29 protein-coding genes are annotated in these 24,799 nt (G+C 21.5%); 8 read left to right on the top strand and 21 right to left on the bottom strand.

What is annotated here, in order from left to right; genetic code table 4:
- The first annotated feature begins 1 nt into the window (after window position 1).
- The 7 genes from AACK92_RS03335 (at window position 2) to AACK92_RS03305 (ending at window position 6,385) form a co-directional block, all read left to right on the top strand.
- Window positions 2–1,630, top strand: a complete 1,629-nt coding sequence (locus tag AACK92_RS03335) for a hypothetical protein (RefSeq protein WP_339020205.1) — start codon at window positions 2–4, stop codon at window positions 1,628–1,630.
- Window positions 1,630–3,195, top strand: a complete 1,566-nt coding sequence (locus AACK92_RS03330; RefSeq protein ID WP_339020204.1) for a hypothetical protein — start codon at window positions 1,630–1,632, stop codon at window positions 3,193–3,195. Before AACK92_RS03335 ends, AACK92_RS03330 begins: the two co-directional genes overlap by 1 nt.
- Complete coding sequence (locus AACK92_RS03325; RefSeq protein WP_339020203.1) at window positions 3,188–3,721, top strand: hypothetical protein; 534 nt, start codon at window positions 3,188–3,190, stop codon at window positions 3,719–3,721. The genes AACK92_RS03330 and AACK92_RS03325 overlap by 8 nt, the downstream gene beginning before the upstream one ends.
- 31 nt (window positions 3,722–3,752) lie before the next feature.
- Window positions 3,753–4,184, top strand: coding sequence for a hypothetical protein (locus AACK92_RS03320; protein ID WP_339020202.1), 432 nt, complete (start codon window positions 3,753–3,755; stop codon window positions 4,182–4,184).
- 234 nt (window positions 4,185–4,418) lie between these two features.
- Window positions 4,419–5,312: an IS3 family transposase gene (locus AACK92_RS03315; RefSeq protein ID WP_339020201.1), complete on the top strand. Its 894-nt coding sequence runs from the start codon at window positions 4,419–4,421 to the stop codon at window positions 5,310–5,312.
- Window positions 5,313–5,464: 152 nt separating this feature from the next.
- A complete protein-coding gene (locus tag AACK92_RS03310; protein WP_339020200.1) occupies window positions 5,465–5,920 on the top strand; it encodes a hypothetical protein in 456 nt (151 codons plus the stop codon).
- Between the two features lie 237 nt (window positions 5,921–6,157).
- Window positions 6,158–6,385 carry a hypothetical protein gene (locus tag AACK92_RS03305; RefSeq protein ID WP_339020199.1) on the top strand — a complete coding sequence of 76 codons (228 nt, stop codon included), beginning with the start codon at window positions 6,158–6,160 and terminating at the stop codon, window positions 6,383–6,385.
- 584 nt (window positions 6,386–6,969) lie between these two features.
- Here AACK92_RS03305 and AACK92_RS03300 read toward each other — a convergent pair.
- The 19 genes from AACK92_RS03300 to AACK92_RS03215 form a co-directional block, all read right to left on the bottom strand.
- A complete protein-coding gene (locus tag AACK92_RS03300) occupies window positions 6,970–7,506 on the bottom strand; it encodes a hypothetical protein (RefSeq protein ID WP_339020198.1) in 537 nt (178 codons plus the stop codon).
- A 116-nt stretch (window positions 7,507–7,622) separates the two neighbouring features.
- A complete protein-coding gene (locus tag AACK92_RS05825) occupies window positions 7,623–7,772 on the bottom strand; it encodes a 1-deoxy-D-xylulose-5-phosphate synthase N-terminal domain-containing protein (protein ID WP_422397888.1) in 150 nt (49 codons plus the stop codon).
- Between the two features lie 344 nt (window positions 7,773–8,116).
- On the bottom strand, window positions 8,117–8,296 hold the full coding sequence (xseB, locus tag AACK92_RS03295; RefSeq protein WP_339021758.1) for an exodeoxyribonuclease VII small subunit: 180 nt from the start codon (window positions 8,294–8,296) through the stop codon (window positions 8,117–8,119).
- A 28-nt stretch (window positions 8,297–8,324) separates the two neighbouring features.
- On the bottom strand, window positions 8,325–8,834 hold the full coding sequence (locus tag AACK92_RS03290; protein ID WP_422397887.1) for an exodeoxyribonuclease VII large subunit: 510 nt from the start codon (window positions 8,832–8,834) through the stop codon (window positions 8,325–8,327).
- Complete coding sequence (locus AACK92_RS03285; protein ID WP_339020196.1) at window positions 8,803–9,063, bottom strand: hypothetical protein; 261 nt, start codon at window positions 9,061–9,063, stop codon at window positions 8,803–8,805. The genes AACK92_RS03290 and AACK92_RS03285 overlap by 32 nt, the downstream gene beginning before the upstream one ends.
- A 190-nt stretch (window positions 9,064–9,253) precedes the next feature.
- Window positions 9,254–9,748, bottom strand: coding sequence for a hypothetical protein (locus AACK92_RS03280; RefSeq protein ID WP_339020195.1), 495 nt, complete (start codon window positions 9,746–9,748; stop codon window positions 9,254–9,256).
- The gene (locus AACK92_RS03275) at window positions 9,738–10,559 is read right to left on the bottom strand and encodes a TlyA family RNA methyltransferase (RefSeq protein WP_339020194.1); all 822 of its coding nucleotides are present in this window, start codon (window positions 10,557–10,559) and stop codon (window positions 9,738–9,740) included. The genes AACK92_RS03280 and AACK92_RS03275 overlap by 11 nt, the downstream gene beginning before the upstream one ends.
- A gap of 26 nt (window positions 10,560–10,585) precedes the next feature.
- A complete protein-coding gene (locus AACK92_RS03270) occupies window positions 10,586–11,446 on the bottom strand; it encodes a hypothetical protein (RefSeq protein WP_339020193.1) in 861 nt (286 codons plus the stop codon).
- Between the two features lie 3 nt (window positions 11,447–11,449).
- Window positions 11,450–13,084 (bottom strand): 1-deoxy-D-xylulose-5-phosphate synthase N-terminal domain-containing protein, encoded by a 1,635-nt coding sequence (locus tag AACK92_RS03265; RefSeq protein WP_339020192.1) that lies wholly within the window; start codon window positions 13,082–13,084, stop codon window positions 11,450–11,452.
- 284 nt (window positions 13,085–13,368) lie between these two features.
- A complete protein-coding gene (xseB, locus tag AACK92_RS03260) occupies window positions 13,369–13,572 on the bottom strand; it encodes an exodeoxyribonuclease VII small subunit (RefSeq protein ID WP_339020191.1) in 204 nt (67 codons plus the stop codon).
- A gap of 4 nt (window positions 13,573–13,576) precedes the next feature.
- Window positions 13,577–14,842 carry an exodeoxyribonuclease VII large subunit gene (xseA, locus tag AACK92_RS03255; RefSeq protein WP_339020190.1) on the bottom strand — a complete coding sequence of 422 codons (1,266 nt, stop codon included), beginning with the start codon at window positions 14,840–14,842 and terminating at the stop codon, window positions 13,577–13,579.
- Between the two features lie 23 nt (window positions 14,843–14,865).
- Window positions 14,866–16,413 (bottom strand): hypothetical protein, encoded by a 1,548-nt coding sequence (locus AACK92_RS03250; RefSeq protein ID WP_339020189.1) that lies wholly within the window; start codon window positions 16,411–16,413, stop codon window positions 14,866–14,868.
- 23 nt (window positions 16,414–16,436) lie between these two features.
- On the bottom strand, window positions 16,437–16,835 hold the full coding sequence (locus tag AACK92_RS03245; RefSeq protein ID WP_339020188.1) for a transcription antitermination protein NusB: 399 nt from the start codon (window positions 16,833–16,835) through the stop codon (window positions 16,437–16,439).
- 43 nt (window positions 16,836–16,878) lie between these two features.
- The gene (locus AACK92_RS03240; protein WP_339020187.1) at window positions 16,879–17,850 is read right to left on the bottom strand and encodes a lipoprotein; all 972 of its coding nucleotides are present in this window, start codon (window positions 17,848–17,850) and stop codon (window positions 16,879–16,881) included.
- A gap of 229 nt (window positions 17,851–18,079) precedes the next feature.
- Window positions 18,080–18,985 (bottom strand): deoxyribonuclease IV, encoded by a 906-nt coding sequence (locus tag AACK92_RS03235; protein ID WP_339020186.1) that lies wholly within the window; start codon window positions 18,983–18,985, stop codon window positions 18,080–18,082.
- Between the two features lie 76 nt (window positions 18,986–19,061).
- Window positions 19,062–19,949 (bottom strand): riboflavin kinase, encoded by an 888-nt coding sequence (locus AACK92_RS03230; protein WP_339020185.1) that lies wholly within the window; start codon window positions 19,947–19,949, stop codon window positions 19,062–19,064.
- Window positions 19,939–20,079 (bottom strand): hypothetical protein, encoded by a 141-nt coding sequence (locus AACK92_RS03225; protein WP_339020184.1) that lies wholly within the window; start codon window positions 20,077–20,079, stop codon window positions 19,939–19,941. Before AACK92_RS03225 ends, AACK92_RS03230 begins: the two co-directional genes overlap by 11 nt.
- A 316-nt stretch (window positions 20,080–20,395) precedes the next feature.
- Window positions 20,396–20,689 carry a hypothetical protein gene (locus tag AACK92_RS03220; RefSeq protein WP_339020183.1) on the bottom strand — a complete coding sequence of 98 codons (294 nt, stop codon included), beginning with the start codon at window positions 20,687–20,689 and terminating at the stop codon, window positions 20,396–20,398.
- Between the two features lie 17 nt (window positions 20,690–20,706).
- On the bottom strand, window positions 20,707–21,390 hold the full coding sequence (locus tag AACK92_RS03215) for a hypothetical protein (RefSeq protein WP_339020182.1): 684 nt from the start codon (window positions 21,388–21,390) through the stop codon (window positions 20,707–20,709).
- Window positions 21,391–21,527: 137 nt separating this feature from the next.
- On the opposite strand from AACK92_RS03215, the gene plsY reads away from it, so the two are divergent.
- On the top strand, window positions 21,528–22,310 hold the full coding sequence (gene plsY / locus AACK92_RS03210) for a glycerol-3-phosphate 1-O-acyltransferase PlsY (RefSeq protein ID WP_339020181.1): 783 nt from the start codon (window positions 21,528–21,530) through the stop codon (window positions 22,308–22,310).
- A gap of 70 nt (window positions 22,311–22,380) precedes the next feature.
- On the opposite strand, the gene AACK92_RS03205 is transcribed toward plsY, so the two are convergent.
- A complete protein-coding gene (locus AACK92_RS03205) occupies window positions 22,381–22,992 on the bottom strand; it encodes a hypothetical protein (RefSeq protein ID WP_339020180.1) in 612 nt (203 codons plus the stop codon).
- A 303-nt stretch (window positions 22,993–23,295) separates the two neighbouring features.
- On the bottom strand, window positions 23,296–24,795 hold the full coding sequence (gene glpK / locus AACK92_RS03200) for a glycerol kinase GlpK (RefSeq protein ID WP_339020179.1): 1,500 nt from the start codon (window positions 24,793–24,795) through the stop codon (window positions 23,296–23,298).
- Between the last annotated feature and the right edge of the window lie 4 nt (window positions 24,796–24,799).

The following is a 24,799-nucleotide window of genomic DNA, read 5'->3' as shown; positions in this document are numbered from 1 at the left end:
AATGCCAAGAAAAATTCAACCTAATCAAGTTGTTACTTATAAAAAGAAAATAACTTACAGAGAACCTAATAATTCTAGTTTTTGATTAGAATTATTAAAAGTATTTGGAATTCAAGTTTTAGCCGTTCTTGCAGGATCATTAACAGCTGGAATTGGTACTGCAATAGTTGAAGGTTTGGGTTTTACTTCAGTTGGTATAGCTTTAACAAGTTCATTAATTCAAACTTCTATTAATTTTGCAATTACTGAAACTTTTGATTCTATTAATGGTAATTTATCTACTAAAAATACATTAATGAATTTACTTTTTTCAATTACAGGTTTTGGTCAATTAGGAAGAGCTTTTAAATACGATAAGTTGCTTAAGGTTTTAAATGAAAACAACCTTTTAAAATCATTTAAAATTCAAAGTCAGGTTAAAAATTTTTATGAGATTAAAACAGCATTAGCATTTAAAAAAATAATTTTAGATGATAAAACAGTTTTAACTTTTGGAAAAACAGTAACTGACGTAGAAATATTACATTCAATTGCAATAGTTTCTACATCTGAAATGAAAAAATCTATAAAATCTTTTACTTCAGAAGAAATTAAAAAATTTATAGAAATTCAAAGGACTTTATATAAAATAAGTCCTGAATTAGTTAAAAGTGTTAAAAATATAAATATATCTAAATATAATAACTATTTTAAACAAAAATCTGGTTACTCTATAAATGAATTTTTTAAAGCAGATGATTTAAAAGCTAGTGTAATAATAGAAACCTTATCTAAGACAAATTTAGGTTCTTCAACATTAATTGAATTTAGCATGTTAAGACTTAGATCTAAATTTCAAAGAACTTTAATTGAACAATTTAAACAGTTTAAAAAAAGTGCTAAAAAAATAGTTGATAAATGAAATCCATTTAAGATTATTCAAAAAACTATAAATGAGATTTTAGATTCTATTAAGAAAAGTATTAGTAAAATTACAAGTAAAGTAAATGTTTATATTGCAAAATTAAATAAAGCAAGCTCAAATTTACTTAAAAAGTATAATTTGATACCATGTCAAGCTGAATCATTTCTATTAGGTTTTAGATTTACACCTAGTGGCATATCAGGACAAGGATATTGTGAAATTTATAAGAAACCCTATGTTTGAAAAAAAACACCAGGAAGAATTAGTAACTATTCAAAAGTAATAGTTTTTACAGATATAACTACAATTGAAAAATTTGCTTTAGCAAAAGATCAAAATTTATTTTATAAAGAAAATTGAGAACTTGGTAGAGAATATAAACAAGCAGATATGAAAGTGCTTATGTTACTATCTCCAACATTGAGTAAAATTTACAAAAACTTTAACAGAACTTTAAAGAAAATTGAGGTTATTAGAAATTTAGTTGAAACAAATTTTGTTTCAAATTTAAAAAATTATTCAAAAACAAAATTAAGAAATTTATATAGTTCAAATTTAAAAAGAATGGCACAATTTCCTTTTAAAAAAATAACTGGTTTAAATATATTTTCATCAAATTTAGCAGATTTAATAATAAACCATCAGACAAGTCAAAAGGCATTATTTAATAATACTGTTAGAAAAAACGTTATGAAAAAAGTTAGAAAAGTGAGGGTGATTGCTTAATGTTTAAATTATGAGATTGTACATCATATGATGATTATTTAAAGAATTGACCTTCAATAGCTAATAAATTTGATACACTAACAAATTATCAAAAAAAACTTGGTTATAAAGATGCAAAGGATTTTTTTGAAAAAAATGCATTTGCTGCACAAGAACTTGCAAATAACAGAGTCGGAAACATTTTAGAGCGATTATTTTCTACTTCAGACTTACATGTTAATACACAAGAAGAATTAAAAAAATTTACTTATAAAGCTATAGATTATTTAAGAATGAATGATTTAATTGTTTATCAAAATACACGTACGTCACAAACTAGTTATAATAATGGTAGAAGTGATAGTTTACAAGCACCAACCTATAGTTCAATGGAATCATTAGTTGGTAGTTCAGCATGAAGAAGTTGAACCTTAGCAAACATTGAAAAGTTATATTTAATGTATTGTAATGAAAATGATATTCCTTTCTTATTAGATCCAGAGCAATTTTACAATAAAAAAGAAATAAATAATTTTTTAGCAGAATTAGATAATTCAATTCAAAATGAACATAATTACACAACTATTGAAGTTGAAAAATTACAAAAACAAATTAATAACAAACAAAATATTGAAAATCAGATTTTATTACAACAACAAACTGATGAAGATGGTAATGTAACAGGAGAGATTGAAAAATTAGGTTATTTTGACGAAGTATTAATTCAATCTTTTAGACCTAATAACACTATTGTAGATACAACAGAGGGTAAAAAAAGAGCAGTTATAAATTTAAATGAGACAATTGGAGAAATGATAAATGCTACTGTTTATCAAAATACTAGTGAAACAGACAAAATTAATGCCATGGGAAGAATTTGAGCTTGAGGAATAGAAAATACTATTAAAAAACTTGAAGAGAGTTTAATAGAAAAAATTAAATTAAGTATTAATAAAATTGATGAAAAAAAATTAAATATTATTGATCAATTAGTTATAAAAGAAATTGATGTTCAAGAAGATAAAATATATGAAGTTTTAGGAAAATTAAATCCTGAACAAATTGTTGGAGTTTTTTTTATAAAAGATAGTAATGAATACTATTTAAAATTTAATAGTATGAATATTCCATCCTCTTCTCTTTTGACAAGCAAAAATTTATTCTTTTCAAGCGTTCGTCCTATGACTATAGAAACGGTATGAATTTTTTATCAACATATCAAAGGACAATTTTTAGTAAATGAGATGAGTTGACAAGAAACAAACATTGCGAATGGAGAACGAACAAATAAATATCTTCCTGATGTTATAAAAATTAAATATTGAGATAAAAAAGAAAGTCAATTGCAAAAAATAAATTTTACAGTACCTCATTGAGAAAAAATGCAACAAGAATCTAAAGAAATTCAAAGAAAAAAAAGAGAATTAAATGAATTTGTTAAGAAAAAAGATATTCAGCCTATTGAACAAAATTTAAAGCAAATTAAACCAGTTGTTGAAACTTTAAAAGCTAAAGAAGATTATCGAATGAAAAAATTAGGATTAGATCCAAAAGATAAATATTGAGAGGATAATGGCAATGAATAAAATAGAAAAACCAGAATTTAGATGATATTTTGGATTACCACTTGCGAAATTATGAAATAAAGGAGCAAAAGATTATTATAAAGATAGAGAAAGATATGATTTATCATTTTTAAAAGAAAGTGAAAAAATTAGATATAATCAAGGAAAAATGATTTACTCTATAGATGCATTAGTATTTTTTATATTAACTTCATTATGAAGTGCTTTACCACAATTTATAGAATTACCTAATTTACTTACATTTATGAAATTAGGAATGGAAAATGTATCTTGACAATCTAATTGAGCAGGAGCAATTATGCTTACAATAGTTCCTGGTAGTTCAAGTTGATTAATTCACAAAGTACCTACATTTTTTCCAATGAAAAAAGTAAGAATTGCAATTGACAGTATTTTAAAAATATTGCCAATTATTTTATTAATATTATTTTATTATTTAATAAATACAGAAATGAAATATAAGTCTTATAAAAAATTAGAAAGAGAAAAATTATTAGCAGAAGTTATAGGGCAAAATACTGAATAGTATTTTTGACCCAGAAAGGAAAAATTAAAAAATGTTTAAATATTTAATAAAAAATCCAAAAAGAATTGTTAGAAATTTAACAATAATTTTAATAGGTTTTGTTGTAGCGTTACTTTTATTTACTGGAATTGCATTCTTTTTTGAATCTAAAATTAAGTCAATCCCATTATTTGTAATCGTTGGAGCAACAGGAATCGGCTTATTAATTGCAATATTTTTAACAATAGCTATATTAGGTTATTTTGCAAATATACGTGATGCAGGTTTAAGAAGAAGATATCAATCAGAAGTTAATTCTATTGATACATCAAAAATTGCTGAAGCAAATGGTATTATTAATCCAGAAATTATTAACACAACACGTAATGCTAAAGATATCAAAAAAGAATTAGTTAATCTACAAGTTGAGCTTTATCATGCACAAGAACGTGATAAAAACTTAAAATTAGCTAAAAAATTTTAAAAGATAACCCACTTTAGTGGGTCTTTTTTGATATAAAGTTATTGCAATGTCTATGGTATATGTTTAAAAGAAAATTAAAAAGTTAGTACAATAGCTTTAAAATTTGGAATTAATAGAAATACTATTAAATCTTGAATAAGAAGTTATAAATTTGGAAAATTAAATACTAAAGTTGGAAGACCACCAGGAAGTGAAGAAGATTTACTTGAATTTTGAAAAAATAAGTGTGAATTTATGAAAAAAGTCTCTTGCTTCTGTAAAGAAAAAATAAGAAAAAAAATTGAAATCATTAATAAATGAAGAAAAAAATATAAGATTAATTTATTACTTGAAGCACTTGAAGTAAAAAGATCAACTTGATTAAAGTACAGAAATTTTGAATTTATAAAATCAAAACAGTTTAAAAAAGATATTAAATTTATTGAAAAAGTTAAACAAGTATTTTTATGATCAAGATGCCAATTTGGTTATCGAAGAATAGCTAAATATTTATGAATATTAATAAATATAAAAGCATCAGAAACTAAAGTTAAAAGAATTATGAAAATAGCTAAATTAAAATCTAAATATGCAATAAGAGCAGAACGTAGAATGAAAAGAAGAGCAAGCATTAAAAATAATCCAAGATTTAAATCAATTGACCATGTTAATCGTCAATTTAATAAATGGACTGCAGAAAATCAATGTTGATATACAGATATCAGTGTACACGTTTATAAGGGTAACAAATTTTACCAATCTACAATTATAGATGCTTATACTTTAAATATTATTGATTATAAATTAAGTATGAAAGAAGATACAAATTTAGTAATTTCTAATTTGGAAGATGCATTGAAAAAAACAAAAAATCCGAATGAAATAATAATTCATTCGGATAACGGACTTCAATACTTTTCAAAACTCTTCATAGAAAAATGTAAAAGTACCAATTTAATTATATCAAAAGGAAACGCATATACATGTGCAGATAATGTAATAATTGAAATTTTTCATTCACATTTGAAAAAAGGTACTATACACAATAATGATTATGAGTCTGTTGAAGAATATTGAAAAGATGTTGAAGAATGAAATGAATGGTATATACAATATAAGAATCTAGAAAATAGCTGTAGTATTTATTAAAAAACTTTAAAAAAACAAAAAAATTATTAAATTATTGAAAAAAAATTCAAAACCATTGCAAATAAAAACAAAACCTGGTTTTGTAATTTTTTACGTTACTTTGAAATTTATGTGCTATTATAAATTTAACGAATGGTTTTGGTTTTAATTTAATGATTACCAATTTAAAACTCTGTCTAAATGATGAAGATATTTTAACTTTAAAGCAAGATTGAAAATTTAAAAAGTTGCTCTTATCAGATAAAGAAGAACTAAAAAGTTTTTTAATAAATGATCAATTTAATTTTTTAAAGTGAAGCCAAATTAGAAATAATTATAAAGTTATTCAAAACCATTTTTTAGATACTTTTTTAAGTAATAGGGAAATAACTGAATATCAAAAAACTAATAGTTATAAATTTGCAATAGCTATGGGATATGCTGATTTTGTTGGACCTAGTATTAAAATAGGTACAGGTGAGTTAACATATAATCATCAAATGACTGATTTTAAGTTCGCGATTTCTTATTCAATGAACGGAATAACTGATGAGAATTATAAAACTCTTGTAGACTTTTCATTTAATTTATTTGAAGTCTACAAAAAGCTTTATCTGCCAGTAGAATAAAAAAGAGAAAATAATTTTAAATATTATTTTGATATGACATTTGATAAAAATAATGAAAATCTTTGAATAAGAGATAATAAAGGTTTACATCCATGGGGGATTAATAATTTAAATAATTTTGAAATTAATAATTTATTAAAAAATTTTAGTTAGGGTTACTATATTAAGAAATTAAAATTATTAAATGAGTTAAAAATATATAATAAAACATTAATAGATGAGAATATATACTTCTCATTGAAATATATTAATGAATCTCAAAAAAATAAATATGCCTATATAAATAATAGAATAGGTAATTCATATTTTTGATTAATTCGTAGTATAAATAATAATAATGGGGGAGCAAGTGAAACTCCTTTAGAAAATATGGATTTTATAACTTTAAATTTATTTGGAATTATTAAAGTTAAATTTAAATTTAGTAGCTATATAACTTTATATGGTAATTATGTATTTTTTTAAATAATTTTTATATGAATTAAAAAAAAATAATACAAATCTCAATCTTTGTATATAACTTTTGCAATATTAAATATTATTTGATTTATCTTAATTTATATATTAACTTTTGCTTTATGAAGAAAAACATAATAAGGAGAAATAACAGGAATTAATCTTTCATTTATTATATTTGATATCATATCATTTGTTTTATTATTAATTTTTGATAAAAATTGTAAATTTAAATTAATTAAAGAATAATTTTTTAAAATAGGGGAGTTAAATATAAAATAAAAGAGAAAATTCTATTTTCTCTTTTATTTTTGAATATTTTTAATATTACTATTTTGATTTAATTTTACTATTTGAACTGTCTTTTTTAAGATTAGTTATATTTCTACTATTTGTAGTTATTTTTTTGTCTTATTATTAGATTCTAGTTTTTCAAGAATACCAACTTGTTTTAAAGCTTCTTTTACAGCAATTTGAATTAATTCTTCTGCTTCTTCTTGAGAAAAGATTTTTACAGAAGCTTCTTTTTTTGTTGAATTAACTTCCTTTTTTTCTAAAACAATATTTTTAACTTTAGTATTATTTAATTTTAATTATTTTGAGACTTTAGAAGGTCTATTATCTTTTAAAGTAGTATTATCTTGCTTTTCACCAGTTTTTGCTCTCTGAGGGGCTTTAAAATTTTCTTGTGGATTATCTTTTTGATGATTTTTTGCGTTTTTAATAATGTTTTCAAGTCCTGTTTCTTCAACATTGCTTATTTGTGAATTATTAGAAGTAGGGGAAGAAGAGGGGGATTGATTCATTTTTGCTCTTAAAGCAGCCATTCTATCTCCTATTTCTTCTTCACTTGGTGGAGTTTTATTTTCCACATCATTTTTAGCTAAAGCTTTTTTTTCTGCTTTAATTTTTTTCTTAGCTTTGGATAAAATATCTCCTAAAGTACTTTTTTTATTTTTTCTTTTTGATTGTTCTTTTGCAAGTTCTTCTTCTGTTTGAGTTCCATGAAGTCTTCTAACTTTAGCACTAAGATCATCTTCAATTGTTTTGTTTTTTTCAAATACATTTTGTAATTCACAAACATGTATTTGAAAATGAGTAGGGCAAAACTTTGGTGCAAATCCTGACATAGAACCTCCTAAAATTATATATATTTTAATAATGATAAAATAATTTTAACATTATAGAGTATTTAAAATAAATAAATATACATATATTTTTCAAATAGTGTATATTGCAATATGCACTATTTTATTTTTTCAAAGATATTATTACAATCCATACACATTATTTTTAATGGTCTTTCAGTTACTCCAAGATTACTTCCTATATGACCGTTATTCTTATTTACAAAGTCATTTAAAAATTTTCTAATATCTTGTGCTAATTCTGTTAAATTTTCATTATCTTTTATATTATATAGTTATTTAAAATTAGTTATTTGTGATAATTTCATTTATTTTACCATTTATATTTTACAATATTGAGAATAAAAAACCCAATTAATTTAGGTTTATTACTATTTTTCTTGTATTCAGTTTTTCTGAGTTTTTTTGTTCTTTTATTAGAAAACTTAGAAAAAATATTCATATTCCTAAAAACAATACAGTAAATGAACATGATATATATCATTTCTTTTTTTCTATACATTCAAAAGTCTACAAGTAATAGATTAAATTATTAAAAAATCTATTGTTGAAGGTGCTTTTTAATTATTATTAACTTTACATTTTTATTATATTAAAAATTTGTAGTTTCATTATTATCTAAAAATTTTTTTAATTCTCCTTCAAGATTTGTTAATTTTTCTTTTGCCTCTTTAATTAATTCTGTTCCTTTTTTAAATAATTCAATTGATTCTTCCATTGAAGTATTTGAATCATTTAATTTATCAGATATATTTTTTACTTCATTTAATAAGTCATTAAAGTTTTTTCTATTAATATTTTTAATTTTCCTCTTCTAATTTAAATTTAACTTCTCCATCATTTAAGATAGCTGTAATTGATTTATTTTTTATTATATTTTTTTTAGATCTAATTATTTGATTATTCTGTTTCAAAATTGAGTAGCCATTAGACAAAGGTAAATATGGATTTTGCAAATTAATTTTCTCTTCATAGTTTTTTAAATTCTCTAAATTTTTATTTAATTTATTATTTAAATTTATTTTTCAGTTTTGAATACTATTTTTAAAATTATTATTCATAATAATTATTTTATTACTAATTAATGAAGTAAATAAATTTGAAATATTTTTAAAATTATTATTTAAGTATACAAATTTATTTTGAATAAAATTTCTCAATGTATAAGATAAGTTATTAATTTCTATATGTAACTTTTCAATTTTATTATTTAAAGCTTGTAAAACATTTTCAGTATCTGGAGTTGCTTTTTCTCCCGCTGCAGTTGGTGTTGATGCTCTAAAATCAGCAACATAATCTGTAAGTGTTATATCTGTCTCTTGAATTATTTATAATTGTATTAAAACTATTGCAAATATATCTACTACTTCTATTATAACCTTTGGGTCTATATTCTAATGCATCTTTGTGAATCATTTTTTTAAAAACATCTTTATTAAAATCAAGTTTTTTTTCAATAAAGTCTATTAGTTCTGATGAAGGTGTTTTAAAAGCAAAACCAAGTCTAGAGTTAGTCTTAACAATATTTAATTTAGCCATATTTTCTGCAATTTTTTTAAATTGCTTATTATGTCTTTGATTATTTTCAACGTCTTTAATATCATGTTCATTCTCTTATTTTAAAAATATTATTTTCATTTAAAATTTTTTCAGTTGCAGGACCAATCATAAACATTTTCTTAATATTCATTGGTCAAAGTTTTTTTTCAATTTCCTCTTATAATAAAATTTAAATACCTTTTGGTTTATTAAAATCTACACAAGTTTTTGCTAGAAATTTATTTGTACTTATTCCAATTGAAGCTCAAAGACCTGTTTCATTGTAAATCATATCAATCAATGCTTTTGCAGTTTTTTTAACTGATCCATATTTTTTTCAAACTTTTGTCATATCAATATAGCATTCATCAATTGAAGCTACTTCAAATTCTTTTGTAAAATTATTATAAATAATATCAAATACTTTTTCTGAATACTTTATATATAAACTAAAATCTGAATTTGCAATATAAAGATTAGGACATAATTCTTTTGCTTTAAAAACAGAAGTGCCTGCTCTAATTCCAAATTTTCTTGCATTATAACTAGCTGTTGTAACTATAGCTCTTCTATTGGGAGAAGCTACTACAAGATTCTCATTTATTAAAGTTGAATCTTCTGCTATATGACAACCTGCAAAAAAAGCATCCATGTCTAAAAGAGAAATAACTTTTTTATTTTTCATAGTTATTCTCAAAAAACTTTCAACAATTATTTACAAGATTTGGAATTTCATTCGAATTAAATTCATTTTTAATTTGATTTGTTTTTTTTATAAAACAAATGTATTCAATATTTTTCTTTTTATTTCCAAGAATTGGTGATCAATTAATATCAATTATTGAAAAATTATATTTATTACAGTAATTTATAACTCTGTTTATAGATTTTATATGTCCTTCTTTAGAATTTATTTTTCCATTTTTAATATCTTCTTTATCAGATTCAAACTGTGGCTTAATTAAAATTATTCCCAAAACATTTTCATTTATAATCTCTTTTAAAGGAATTAATATTTTTTCTATTGAAATAAAACTTACATCACAACAAAAAAAATCAATTTTTCTATCAAAAAAATCTTTAGTAACATTTCTAAAGTTTGTTTTTTCCATTGATTTTACTTTAATATTATTTCTAATTTTTCAATCAAGTTGATTAGTTCCAACATCAACTGCATAAACAAATTTTGCTTTATGTTGTAAACAACAATCAGTAAAACCTCCAGTTGATGCACCAATATCTAAACAAACTTTATCTTCTAAATTTATATTTCAAAAGTTAATAGCTTTAAAAAGTTTTTTTCCAGATCTGCTTACAAATTCATTTTCTTGTTTTAATAATTTTATGTTTATTTTTTTTTGATCAAATAATGTTCCAGGTTTAGTAATTTTGTCATTGTTTACTAAAACTTTTCCATCTATTATAAGACTTCTTGCTTTATTTCTATTATCTGTTAACTTTTGCTCTAATAATATTTGATCAAGTCTTTGCTTCATAAAAAATCTCCTTAAGCTTTATTTTATTATTTTTTATTTAGTAATTTATTTTTTTGTTTTGATAGTTTATCAATTTTTTGTACTCTATCCATATTTTCAAACATTGCTTCTTCTTCATGAACTCAGTTACTAATTTTTTTAAATAATTCTCCTCCATAACTTTTAATAATACCTTTTTTAAGTGAATCTATTTTTTTCATATATCTTGTTATTGAAAGCGATAATGGTTTTGTTAAATTTAGTTTTCCATAATTTCCGTTTACTAAATTACTTTTAATATTTGAAATCATTTTTTCTTTATCTTCAATTGATTTAACATAAATTTGTTCACTGCTTTTAACTACATCAAAAGAGTTATCATTGTCATTTAAAAGATTATTAATATAATCATTATTATCATTTGACTTTGAATTATTGTTAAATAATTCTTCAAAATTATTAATTGTTTTTTCTATATAAGGATCTAATTCTTTAATTTCTTGTTCATCAAATTCAATTGATGAATCTTGTATAAAAGGATTTGAAAGATTTAAAATATTTTTTTTATAATCTTTTTTTATGTTTTCTGAACTATTTTTAATATTAACATTATTATCATAATTAATAATATAATGCTCTGGTAAATTATTATACATTTCTTTATTAAACTTATTAAGTTCTTCAATCAAAGTATCTTCTGAACCTGTTGGAATTGTAATCAACTTTTCATATTCATTTAAAATTTTTTTATCTGTTTGATTTTTTAAATGTAATATGTCTTTTATTTTTTTTAAGTTTTCAAAAAAACTAATATTTTGCTTATCAGATTGTTTAGAAATTAAATCACTAATTTCTTTATCTTTAGAAAGTTTATTTATAAAATAATTTTTATCTAATACATCTTTCATTTTCTATACCTCAACTATCTTATTTATAATATCTTTAACATCCATATCTAAATCTTTTAAAATTAAATCTTTATTTCCATGTTCAATATTTATTTTATTAAAAGCAAATCCAGAAATATTTAAATTATTAAACTTACTTTTAATATTTGTTAATAAATTATTTTTATCAATAACTTGTTCATATACATAAATTCTATTTTTTGAATGTTTTATTAACATTTCCTTATCAATAGGATTTATATATCTTGCATTAATTAAATTTATTTCTAAATTATTTTTTTTAATATAATCAAAAAAATCTTTTAAAACTTTTCCATAACTTATCAAAGTTATTTTATTATTTTCATTAAAAATTAATTCTTGTCATTCTCCAATTTTAAATTTTGAAGTTAAATTATCATTTACAGCTTCTAAATTTTCATATCTTAAAAAGAATTGTTTATCTTTATTAAGATATGCATGTTCAAATAAAACTTTTACATCATTTATACTGTAAGGTTGGCAAATAATAGCATTTGAGAAGTTATTTATAAGAGAAATATCATAAATTCCATGATGACTTACTCCCCCACTAAAATTTAAACCTCCCCTATCAATAAGAAAAGTAATAGCTAAGTTATTTCTAAAAACATCATGAACTAATTGATCAAAAACTCTTTGAAAAAACGTTGAATATATTGAAACAAAAGTTTTTTTATTACAATTTGAAATTGCACTTGCTACTAAAATACTAAATTCTTCATTTATTCCTACATCAATTACATTTTTATTAAATTTGTTTTTTAAATTTAATAAATTAGATGAATTTAGCATTGCAGGACAAATTAAATAATCATTTTGTGTAAATTTCTTTTCAACTTCTAAAGCTATTATTTTAGAATAACTATTATTTATTTCACTTTCAACTGAATGATTTGAAAATAATTGTTTTTCTCCATTATAACCTAATGCTTTTTTAGTAATACAATGAATAAAAACATGATTTTTTACTTTTTTAGCTTTATCAAAAGATTTAAATAATTTTTCAAAATTATGACCATTATCACATTTAATATATTTAATATCTAATGATTCAACATACATTTTTATATCTTTAATTTTTAATGAATTAACACCAATTGCTTCATTATTATCATTTAATATTGTTATAGTTTTTTTATTTGAATTTCTTAAATTAATTAAACCTGGTAAAGTATACGATCCAAAAAAAGCAGCATCTCCTATTATTGAAATTATATTTTCCTTATCGCTTACAAGTGAATAACCAAACTGATAAGCTAGCGCAGTTGAACTGTGTCCTGTACTTATTCAATCATAATCTGATTCTTTTATTTCCTGAAAATTGCTTAAACATTTAAATTGCTTTATTGTATTAAATTTATTAACCCCATGAATTAAAAGTTTATATACGTGTGATTGGTGACCTGTATCAAATAAAACTATAGTTTTATCTAAATCAAAATATGAAAAAATAGATAATGTTAATTCAGTTACTCCAAGATTACTTCCTATATGACCGTTATTCTTATTTACAAAGTCATTTAAAAATTTTCTAATATCTTGTGCTAATTCTGTTAAATTTTCATTATCTTTTATATTATATAGTTCTTTAAAATTAGTTATTTGTGATAATTTCATTTATTTCACCATTTATATTTTACAATATTGAGAATAAAAAACCCAATTAATTTAGGTTTATTACTATTTTTTTTTTATTCAGTTTTTCTGAGTTTTTTTGTTCTTTTATTAGAAAACTTAGAAAAAATATTCATATTCCTACAAACAATACAGTAAATGAACATGATATATATCATTTCTTTTTTTCTATACATTCAAAAGTCTACAAGTAATAGATTAAATTATTAAAAAATCTATTGTTGAAGGTGCTTTTTAATTATTATTAACTTTACATTTTTATTATATTAAAAATTTGTAGTTTCATTATTATCTAAAACTTTTTTTACTTCTCCTTCAAGATTTGTTAATTTTTCTTTTGCCTCTTTAATTAATTCTGTTCCTTTTTTAAATAATTCAATTGATTCTTCCATTGAAGTATTTGAATCATTTAATTTATCAGATATATTTTTTACTTCATTTAATAAGTCATTAAAGTTTTTTCTATTCATATTTTTAATTTTCCTCTTCTAATTTAAATTTAACTTCTCCATCATTTAAGATAGCTGTAATTGATTTATTTTTTATTATATTTTTTTTAGATCTAATTATTTGATTATTCTGTTTCAAAATTGAGTAGCCCTTAGACAAAGGTAAATATGGATTTTGCAAATTAATTTTCTCTTCATAGTTTTTTAAATTCTCTAAATTTTTATTTAATTTATTATTTAAATTTATTTTTCAGTTTTGAATACTATTTTTAAAATTATTATTCATAATAATTATTTTATTACTAATTAATGAAGTAAATAAATTTGAAATATTTTTAAAATTATTATTTAAGTATACAAATTTATTTTGAATAAAATTTCTCAATGTATAAGATAAGTTATTAATTTCTATATGTAACTTTTCAATTTTATTATTTAAAACTTTTGAAAATTCCTGAATTTTAGTATTTAAAGCTTGTAAAACATTTTCAGTATCTGGAGTTGCTTTTTCTCCCGCTGCAGTTGGTGTTGATGCTCTAAAATCAGCAACATAATCTGTAAGTGTTATATCTGGTTCATGCCCTACACCACTTATTATTGGTATTCTACTATCTTTAATAGCTTGAAGAACTTCCATTTCATTAAAAGATCAAAGATCTTCATAACTTCCACCACCACGCCCTACAATTAATGTATCAATTTTAATTTCAAAATTATTAGCTTGTTTTATTTTTTTTGCAATATCTTTTGATGCTTCTTCTCCTTGAACTAATGAAGGAAACAAAAATATATTAACTGATGAGTATCTTCTTTTAATAGTTGTTATTAAATCTCTCACTGCATCTCCTGTTGTTGCAGTTACAATTCCAATATTTGTTGGAAATTTTGGAATAGGTTTTTTAAACTCATCTAAAAATCAACCTTGCTCTTGTAGTTCTTTGAAACGCCTATCATAAATAATTGCTAACTCACCAATTCCATCAACTCTAATATCATAAATTGTAAAAGTTAATTTACCTGTTGGTTTATAATATGATATTGATCCTTTTGCTATTACTTCAGTTCCCTCTTTAATATTTAAATTTATAAACTTATTAGCATTTGTTTTTCAAATAGCACAATCAATTTTTGCTTGACTATCTTTAAGAGAAAAATAAATATGACCACTTTTATTATGAGTTAAATTTGCAATTTCACCTTTTACATTAATATTTTTTAAAGTATTTGATTCTTCTACATAATTTTTTAGTATATCTGCAAAATCAGCTATTTTAAAAATCATTTCACTCATATTATTTACCTCCTTTATTTTAATTATTTTAATTTTAAAAATTTCATTTCAGAAAGACAACTTTTTACTTTTATATACAATGTATAATAATTCATTATATTTTGCTTTGTCATTTTTTTACTTTTAAACTTAGCAAACAAATTATCATTTTTATTAGTTAAAAATTCAAAAATTTCCTTTATATTTTTTTGATTAATTATTTTTTTAAAATTAAGATATTTATCTTTATTATAATGTTTAGTTGTTAATTCAATATTATTTATTTCTTTTTCAAATAATTTTATAAAATTACTAAATTCTTTATTAACTTTTTTAGATAACTCAAAACTTAATATCATATTTTCTTGAGTAACTTCTAAAAGAAGATCATCAATATTATTATTAAACTCATCAGATTCATGTTCTTTTAATATTTGATTTAAATTTGAATGTTCGTTAAATGTAACAGTCTTCTCTAAATCTATTTCTTTAAATATTTTATCTTTTTTTCATTTCTTATTCTCACTAAGTAAAACAGATTTTTCTATATCTTTATTTTTTATTTTTGTACTAGGTTTATTTTCGTTTAAAATTTTTTTTGAATTTTCTGCATTATCTTCATTTTCTAAAATTTTATTTCAGTATCAATTTAATGGATCTGAATTTTTTGAATTTTCTATTTTTAATTTTTTAGGTTTATTTTTTTTAGATATTTTAATAAAAAAATTTGAAATATCATTAAAAGTTTTAAAATTGCCAAATGATAAAATATTTAATAAACTAAAAAAATTACTATTATTTTCAATTGTAAAAATTGGATTATTATAATTAATTATTTCTGAAAATAATTTTATATCATTTAATAAAGTAGTTTTATATTTTGAGTTTACTTTAACATTATTTACAAAAATAAATAATGTATTTTCTGTCACTAATTCAGATAACTTATTAATTTTTTTCTTATAGTTATCTTTATCATAATTAATCGGTGTAAAAATAAATTTTTCTAAACTATATGAAACTTTTTTTTCTAAGAAAAAATTTCAGTCTTCTTTAAAATTTAATTTTGTTGAACTAAATTTATTATTTGAAACTAAATCAAATAATTCCTTATTATAATTTTTTATAATTTTAAAAAGCTCTTCTTTATATTCTTTTAGTTTTTTAGTTAATTTAACTTCTTGTAAAAAATGTTCATTATTATATCAATTAAGATTTCTTATTCAAACATTTACTTTCAAAGTATCTGTTAAAATTTTTATAAAATTATTTAATTGATTATCTTCTTTTGATAATTTATATGGACTTACTATGACAACATTTTCAAATTTCATTTTTAAAAAATTTTCTTTAGATATTTTAGAATAATTACTAATTAAATTAGAATTATAATTTTCTAAATAACAGTATGTTGCAAGTTCACAAAAAGCTTTTGTAAAGAAACTTTTTTCAAATTCATTGTGAGAATTTAATTTAGTATTAAAAATATAATTTTTAAATTCTTTATAAATTAGAAGTTTTATATCATTTCTTAAAGATTTGAGATAATTTTTTAAATCTTCTTTATAACTTACAAAAATATCTGTACTCATTTTTTAATCCTCTAAATTTTCTATTAAATATTATCTAGTAAACCATTAATAAATGAAGTTTCAAAACTTGGTAAATATTCTCTTGTTAATTCTATACTTTCATTAATAATTATTGCTTTTGGTGTTATTTCTTTTTTTATTTCAAAAACACCATTTACTAAAATAGATTGAATTATTTTTGGTAACCTATTTCAATTTCATAATTCAGGAAGTAAATTCGATATCATTTTCTTGTATTCTAAAGTATTATTCAATATTTCAAAAATATAGTCAATTAATTCTTCATCAACTGTTTCTAATTGAAAGCCATCTAATAGTTCTTGCTTTATTTTATCGATGTTTTCATTTAATAAAAAAAAGCGATATAAAATTTGAATAACTTTTTTTCTTCTGTTTTTTAATTGACTTATTGTTTGAATCATTTTTTTATTACCTATTCTATTTTATTTAGTTTTTAAAGATCTACTAATTGTTAATTTGAAACTTTACTAAAGGAATTAAAATTCCTTTTTTTTTTGTATCTTCTTTTGAAGGTAAACCTAATCAATTACTAAATGCAGAAGAACTATTGCTATCACATAATTCATTTATAAAAAATATAAAATCTTCTATAGAATCACTATTTTTTATAAATAATAATCTTAATAATTGCTTTTCTGGAGTTAGTCTTATTCACTCTTCTTTTTTATTATGAAGATTTTCATTATCTATATACTGTAAATCATCAAAAAGTTTAATACTTGTTGTTTTTTCAATAGAAGATAATATCCCTCTAATGAACAGTGACACATATTTTTTATTATCCTTCAATAACTCAGCAGTAATTTTACCATTACTTTGTGCTTTTGCTATTGATTTTAAATTTGCAATAAAAGAATTTCCAATATCTATGTAATTAGTATTTTTAAATTTAAATGAAAATAAAATGTTTGAAAATACTTCTTTTTGCATTTTTGGTACATTTGTTACTTTTAATTTTAAATAATTTTTATCTTCATCTAATGCTGAAAATTTATATGTAAAGTAAATTTCAACTGTTTTTGGTTCTTGTACATCTTTAAACTCAGTTTCTAAATAATCTTCTAAACTAGAAATAGGAACTTTAGGAGCTGAATAATATTTAAATGTTATATTATCATTTGATTCATCTCGCCCTATTCCAAGAAGTTTATTTACCTCTTCTTGATTTTTAAAATTATTAGCTATAAGTTCTTTTAAATTTGTTTCAAAATTCTTTTGTTTTTCTGCAAAATATTTAGCTTTTTGTTTAGAAGTATATCCTACACTTATTGTATTAAAATATTTAAAATTTCAAAATTTAGCTATATCTGATGGATTTTTATATGTATTGTCTGTTGCTATATTACAACTCACTATATGATTAGCTGGAGTAACAATAATTGATAGTCCAGTTAAAATTGTAAGCATTTTTTTCATTTTTTCACCTTAATTCTTTATTATTTTACATTAATAATATATTAATGTAAGTAGCAATTTCTTATTCAAAAATGTTTTTTAAGATAATAGTGTTTATTTTATTCTTTTAAAGAAATATATTGAATAGAATAATTCAATTTAAATCAAGAAAATTTTAAAATATATAATGAAAAAATAGGCATAAATATGCCTACTCACTTTAAGAGGTTTAAATACTTTTTTCATTTTTCTATTTTAAATCCTTATTATTAAATGGATTTGTAAATTTCTTATTTTTAATCATTTCAATTTCAACTTTATAAGGACTTATTTTTTTATTAATTCAAGGTGTTTCTAATACAATTGGTATTTCTTTAAATAAAGGATTGTGAACTATATTTGCTAAAGTATCAAATCCAATATATCCATAGCCTATATTTTCATGTCTATCTTTGTGATTTGCTATTGGATTTTTACTATCATTTAAGTGAATTGCCATTAATTTATCTAAACCTATAATTTGATCAAATTGTTGAACAACCTTATCAAAGTTATTTTTAATATCATAGCCTGCATCATGCATATGACATGTATCAAAACAAACTCCTACTTTATCTTTTGCTTCAACTAAATCTAAAACTTTTTTTATTTCTTCAAAAGTTATGCAAATTTCAGTTCCTTTTCCAGACATTATTTCTAAAGCAACTCTTACTGGTGTATTTGGCAATTTTTTATAAACCATATTTAACCCTTTTGCAACACTTTCTAAAGCTAAATCTCTTGGAGCACCAACTGCAGCACCAGGGTGTAATACAACAGTATAAACTCCTATTTTTTCTAATCTTAACAATTCTTCTTCTAAGAGTCTTACACCAAGTTCAAAAGTTTCAGGTTTTACTGTATTTGCTAAATTAATTGTGTAAGGTCCATGACAAATTACTTTATTAATATCAATATTATTGTCAATTAAAAGTGTTTTAAATTCATCAATATTTAATTTGCTTGTTTCAGTTCTTCTTGTATTTTGAGGAGCTCCTGTAAAAAACATTAAAGTATTTGCACCATTATTAATTGTTTCTTTGGCACTTCCTATTAAATAATCATTTACAGAATTCATTCCTACATGACTTCCTAAATAAAATTTTGGTTTTTCCATATTATCTTTCTCTTTTCGTTTCAATTGTATTTTAGCATAAAAAAATAAAGTTAATTTTTGTTAACTTTATTTTAAATTATTTTTTAAATTTTAAAGTTGCTTTTACATCCTTTGTTAATAATTCTTTAAGTTCTTCTAAATTATTAACTTTAATATTCTCTCTTAATTTTTCAATTGGTGAAACACTAACTTTTCAACCATAAATTTCCTTATCAAAATCAATTAAAAAAATCTCAAAAACATCTTGGTTTAATTCGTTTTTTCAATAACAACCTGCTCCTAAAAAATTTTCTTTTAAGTGATCAATATAAACATTACATGCATAAACACCATATGATAAAGCTATTTTTTCTTCTGTAATTAAATTAATTGTTGGAAATCCTATAGTTCTTCCTAATTTTTTTCCTTCACTAACTCTTGCATCAAATTGATATTTTAATTTATTAAGTTCTTCAAATTTTTTAAATTTACTTTCTTTTAATAAATTTAAATTAGTTTCAAGATCCTTAGTTACTGTTGTTTCTATTATAATTGCATTTTCTTTTCAATTTTGTTGAATAAAGTTTGTTGTAAATCTTGAATCATTTGAATCAATATAATCTTTTGAAATTATCATTTTTCTTACACTTAAAAAATCTTCAATATTATTATATAAATCAAAATCAGTTATTTGTTTTATCATTGGATTAGCACAATAAAAAATTACATAATCTATTTCTTTTTCATCTGCTTTTTGAATAATATTGTTTGAATTTCATAATCCATAATTCATTTCTTTGTTTGTAATAATAAATAAAGTTGATTTAAGTTTACTTTCTTTTGCTATTTTTTTTAATTTTTCAACTTGTCTATCTTCATTTTCACTTCAATTTTCAAAATTTGCTATTAATCCTATTGAATCTTCAAGATTTATCATAATCATAGTTAAATTATTATAAAAAAAAGCTAATGTTCTATTTGTCATATTGATTTACCATTTTTTTTCCTTTAATTCTTCTTTTTAGCTCAATTTCTGTTTTTTCAAAATTATATTCTTTTAAAATTCTACTACTAAATTTATTCAATTGTTTTTGATTAATAAAAGAAAATATCATAAAGCAATTTGTACATTTAAATTTATTATCTCTTTCATCATTTGCTATTTTTTCATGAGAACAAGAACCAATACCTTGATTGTAAAAAACATATTCATAAGTATATTCTAAATTTTAATTTAAATAAAATATCTTTTTTTTCATATTGTTTTCATTTTATTAATTTTAGCATAACCAATAAAAAATTTATAGCAATTAAAATTCTTAGAATTGATTCTCCTTTTAAAGACTCCAATTGATATTTTTTTAATAAAAAAGAAAAAAATGCAATATTTATTAGTTAAATCTTGCATTTTGGGAAATAATCGCTTATTATTTACATTTTTTCTAATTTTGATTGTAAAAATTGAATTTCTAATTCAACATAAATTATATCTTTTTTCTTATTTTTAATTACATAATAATTTTTATCATTTTCTTTTCTTTTCTTTAAATGAATTTGATAAAAAAGTAATCCTAGTAATGGAAAAAGAAATCAAATTCATAAATTTTTTCTTACTTTTTTATCGATTTTTTTCTCTTCTTCTAAAAGTTGTTTATATTGTTTTTCTATTTCTTCAAGATTTTTTTCTATATCTTGTTTATTCATATTTTCATATTTTTCAAACATATCTATTTACCTCTTTTTTAAACAACAATAATCTCTTTTAAAATTTCATTTATTAAATGATTTAAAGATTGATAAATTATTTTTAGTTCATTTGTATGAGCTAAAAATTGTTGTTTTTCATTTTCAACACCAACTGATTCTAAACTCGAATAAATATTTTTTGTATCTTGTAAGAATAAAATCATTTTTTCACAATTTTGTAATTTATCTTGAAAATTGCTTGAATTACTTATATTTTTTAAAAGTTTATTAATATCAGATGAAAAATTTTTATTTCATTTTTCAATATTAAATTCTTCAACTATTTCTAAATAGCTATTATTATACAAATCTATTTGATCATCAAAAAATTTACTTATATAAATTAAAAAAAATTCTCCTGGATTTTTTTGTTCAATATTTTCAAAATTTTTACAATATTCTTTTCATTGCAATTCAGTTTTATAAAAGTAATTATATCTTTGCAATATTAAAGTTAACATTAAACTTAATTCTAAAGGATCATTGTTTATATTCTTTTCAAAGAAATTATTTATTCCTTCAAATAAAATTTTACATTCATTTGTTTGTCCTAAAATTATTAATTCGTTTTTTTGTTCATCATTAAGATTAAAATGTTTATTATTTATTAATCCATTTAAATCTTTTTTATACAAATTAAAAATAATTTTGTTTAAATTTATTTTTTCATTTAATTTCATATTCTAAAAAAACTCCTATAACTATTACATTGCTTAAATTTGCTATTTAGTTATTTTAACCTATTTTCTTGCATATTGCCATATCTTTATAGTAAGATAAAATATGTATTTAATTTTTTAAAAGGAGTATTAATCATATGGTTTGAGAAATAATTGCAGGTACTTTTATTGTATCTGTTATTAGTTATTTAATAGGAAGTTACTCTTTTTCAATAACAATAGTTAAATTAAAAACTAATAAAGATGTTAGAGAAGAAGGAAGCAAAAATGCTGGTGCAACCAATGCAAGTAGAATTATTGGTAAAAAATGAGGAATCGTTATCATGTTTCTTGATGCTTTTAAAATCTTACTTGCAGTTTTTATAGCATTATCAATAAGTCAAATTCACGCAAATATTTTTAAAAATGTAATTTTAATTATTCCAGGATTATTTGCTCTAATTGGTCACTGTTGACCAATTTATTACAAATTTAAAGGTGGAAAAGCAGTTAGTTGTTTTATGGGTTTAATATTTACAATTAATTGAATAGCTGGAATTGTTATGTTTGGAACTTGAATAATATTGGTATTAATTTCAAGAAAAGTAAGTATTGGATCAATTATTGCTTCTTTATTAACAGCAATTTTAATGTGAATTCCTCAAATGTCAGGGTTAAATACTTTTGATATTGATGGAAGTGCTTTTGCTCAAATTTATAGTAATAATGAGTTTACAGCTGTTTGATATAACCAATTGCACACTTTAAATCAAGGTAATCAATTTGATAGTTTTTTAATAATTAATTTAGTAACAACCTTTTCTATGTTGATATTATTGGAAAGACATTGACAAAATATTGAACGTTTAATTAAAGGAACTGAACCCTATTTTATTAAAAAAATGACTTTTAAAAATAAAGATCAAAAACAAAAAAAATAAATTTAAATTAAAAAATTCTCTTTTAAAAGAGAATTTTTTAATTTATTTTATTAAGCAATATTTTTATTAATTAAAATAATGATAGATCACTTACTCAAGAAAATATTGTTGCAAATAATCCAATTGTAGCAAACGCTGCTGGGACAGCTCATGATGAAGATGAAACTGTTGTTTGTGAAACAATTAATATAGGATAAACAATTTCTTTAAAAGCTGAAGCAATAGTTCTAATATCAAGTGCTCAGGAAGCTGCTTTTAAAGCACTTGAATTTAGATTATTTTTATTTCTATAAAATCCTATTGCTGCTGCTGCAATTGCTCATGGAATACTAATTCAAAAAAATCCAGCTGCAGCTATTCCTGCAACCACTGTTAATGTTAAAAGAGTATTCTGCGCAATTGAAAGACTTTTTTCAAAACCAGATAATAATCTTTTTGCCTCTTTGTAATTTCGATTATTTCGATTATTTCCAACATTAGAAACAATTAAAATATCACCAATTGAATATTCAAACATTATTTTTTTATCTTTTTTTTGTAAAGTTTCTATTTCATTTTGATATTTATTCTCATATTTTTTTGTTATCTCTAATAAACTTGCATTTATTTGCTCAAATGATAAGTTATTTTTTTTAAAAGTATAAAAATAATTCATTGATTCTTGATAAGATTTTTCTATCATTTCAATTGTTTTATCAGAATAAGAAAATGCTTCATAAAATATTTTTGATAAACTATTTTCAATTTGATTTCAATTGATATTAGTATTAGTATTTAATGATTTTTTTCCATAGTTTTTTTATGCTGATTTGCTAACGTTACTGAACTTATACCTGATATTCCTAATAATACTGTTAATATAATACTAATTAATTTTTTCATATTTTTTTTCCTTTCAATAATAAGTAATCATATAAATATAATTATTTTTAATTAATAAATTTTTAAAACCAAATTTTCATTTGTAGAAAAATCGTTCTTTTTATTAAGCAATATCTTTTAATCAATTTCTTGTTCTTTTAACTGCTTCTTTTCAACCTTTTAATTCTTTTGACATATCTTTTTGTGGTTTTACTTTAACATCAACTTTTCAATTTTCTTTAATTTCTTCTATATTTTTTCAATATCCTACAGCAAGTCCTGCTAAATATGCAGCTCCCATTGCTGTAGTTTCAACATTTTTAGGTCTTATTATTTCTCTTTTTGAAATATTTGCTTGAAACTGAATTAAGTAATTGTTTTTACTTGCTCCTCCATCAAGTTTTATAGTTTTAATATCTATTTTTGAATCTTTTTGCATTACATCAAAAACATCATTTGATTGATAGGCAATAGAGTCAAGTGCAGCTTTAATAATATGCTCTTTTCTAACTCCCCTATCAAGTCCAAATATACCACCTCTTGAGTAAGGATCTCAATATGGTGAACCTAACCCAGAAAAACTTGGAACAAAATATACTTGTCTTGAATCTTTAACAGATTTTGAATAGTATTCACTTAACGGAGTTTGATAAATCATTCTCAAATCATCTCTTAATCATTGAAGAGTCGCTCCTGCCATCATTATTGAACCTTCTAAACCATAAACAAATTTATTATTAATTGAATATCCAATTACTGTTAAAAGTCCATTTTTACTCTCTACTTTTTCTTCTCCAGTATTCATAAGTATAAAAGCACCAGTTCCAAAAGTAGTTTTAATATCTCCTTTTTCTAAGCACATTTGTCCAAATAAAGCAGATTGTTGATCTCCAATCGAACTTGCTATTGGAATTTTATATTGAGAATTTTTTGAAAGCAATTCTGCAAAAGTATATCCATAAATTTCACTATTACTTTTAATTTCTGGCAATAAACTTTTAGGAATATCAAATATTTCTAAAAGTTCTTCATCTCAATTATGAGATGAAATATTGTAAAGCATTGTTCTAGATGCATTTGTATGATCTGTACAAAATACTTTACCCCCACTTAGTCTTCAAATTAATCATGTGTTAACATTACCAAAATATAATTCCCCTTTTTGTGCTTTTTCTTTTGATCCTTTTACATTATCTAAGATTCATTTAATTTTACTTGCAGAAAAATAAGCATCAATAATTAATCCTGTTTTCTTTTGAATTTTTTCTTTATATTTTTTTGCAAGTTCAATACAATAATCATCTGTTCTTCTATCTTGTCAAACAATTGCATTATAAATTGGATTTCCTGTATTTTTATCTCAAATTATAACTGTCTCTCTTTGATTTGTAATTCCTATAGCTGCAACTTGTTCTGGTAAAATTTCTTTTGAGTTTAAAGCTTTAAGTAAAGTTGTTCTTTGAGTATTTCAAATTTCAATAGCATCTTGTTCAACTCATCCTTCTTCAGGATAATATTGACTAAATTCTTTTTGATTTGAAACAACTATTTCACCTTTTTTATTTACAACTAATGTTCTAGCACTTGTTGTACCTTCATCTAAAGTTACAATATATTTTTCCATAATT

It is taken from the genome of Spiroplasma endosymbiont of Atherix ibis, from assembly GCF_964020005.1.
Classification (GTDB): Bacteria; Bacillota_I; Bacilli_A; order Mycoplasmatales; family Mycoplasmataceae; genus Spiroplasma_A.
This window is presented reverse-complemented; position numbering and strand designations above follow the sequence as displayed.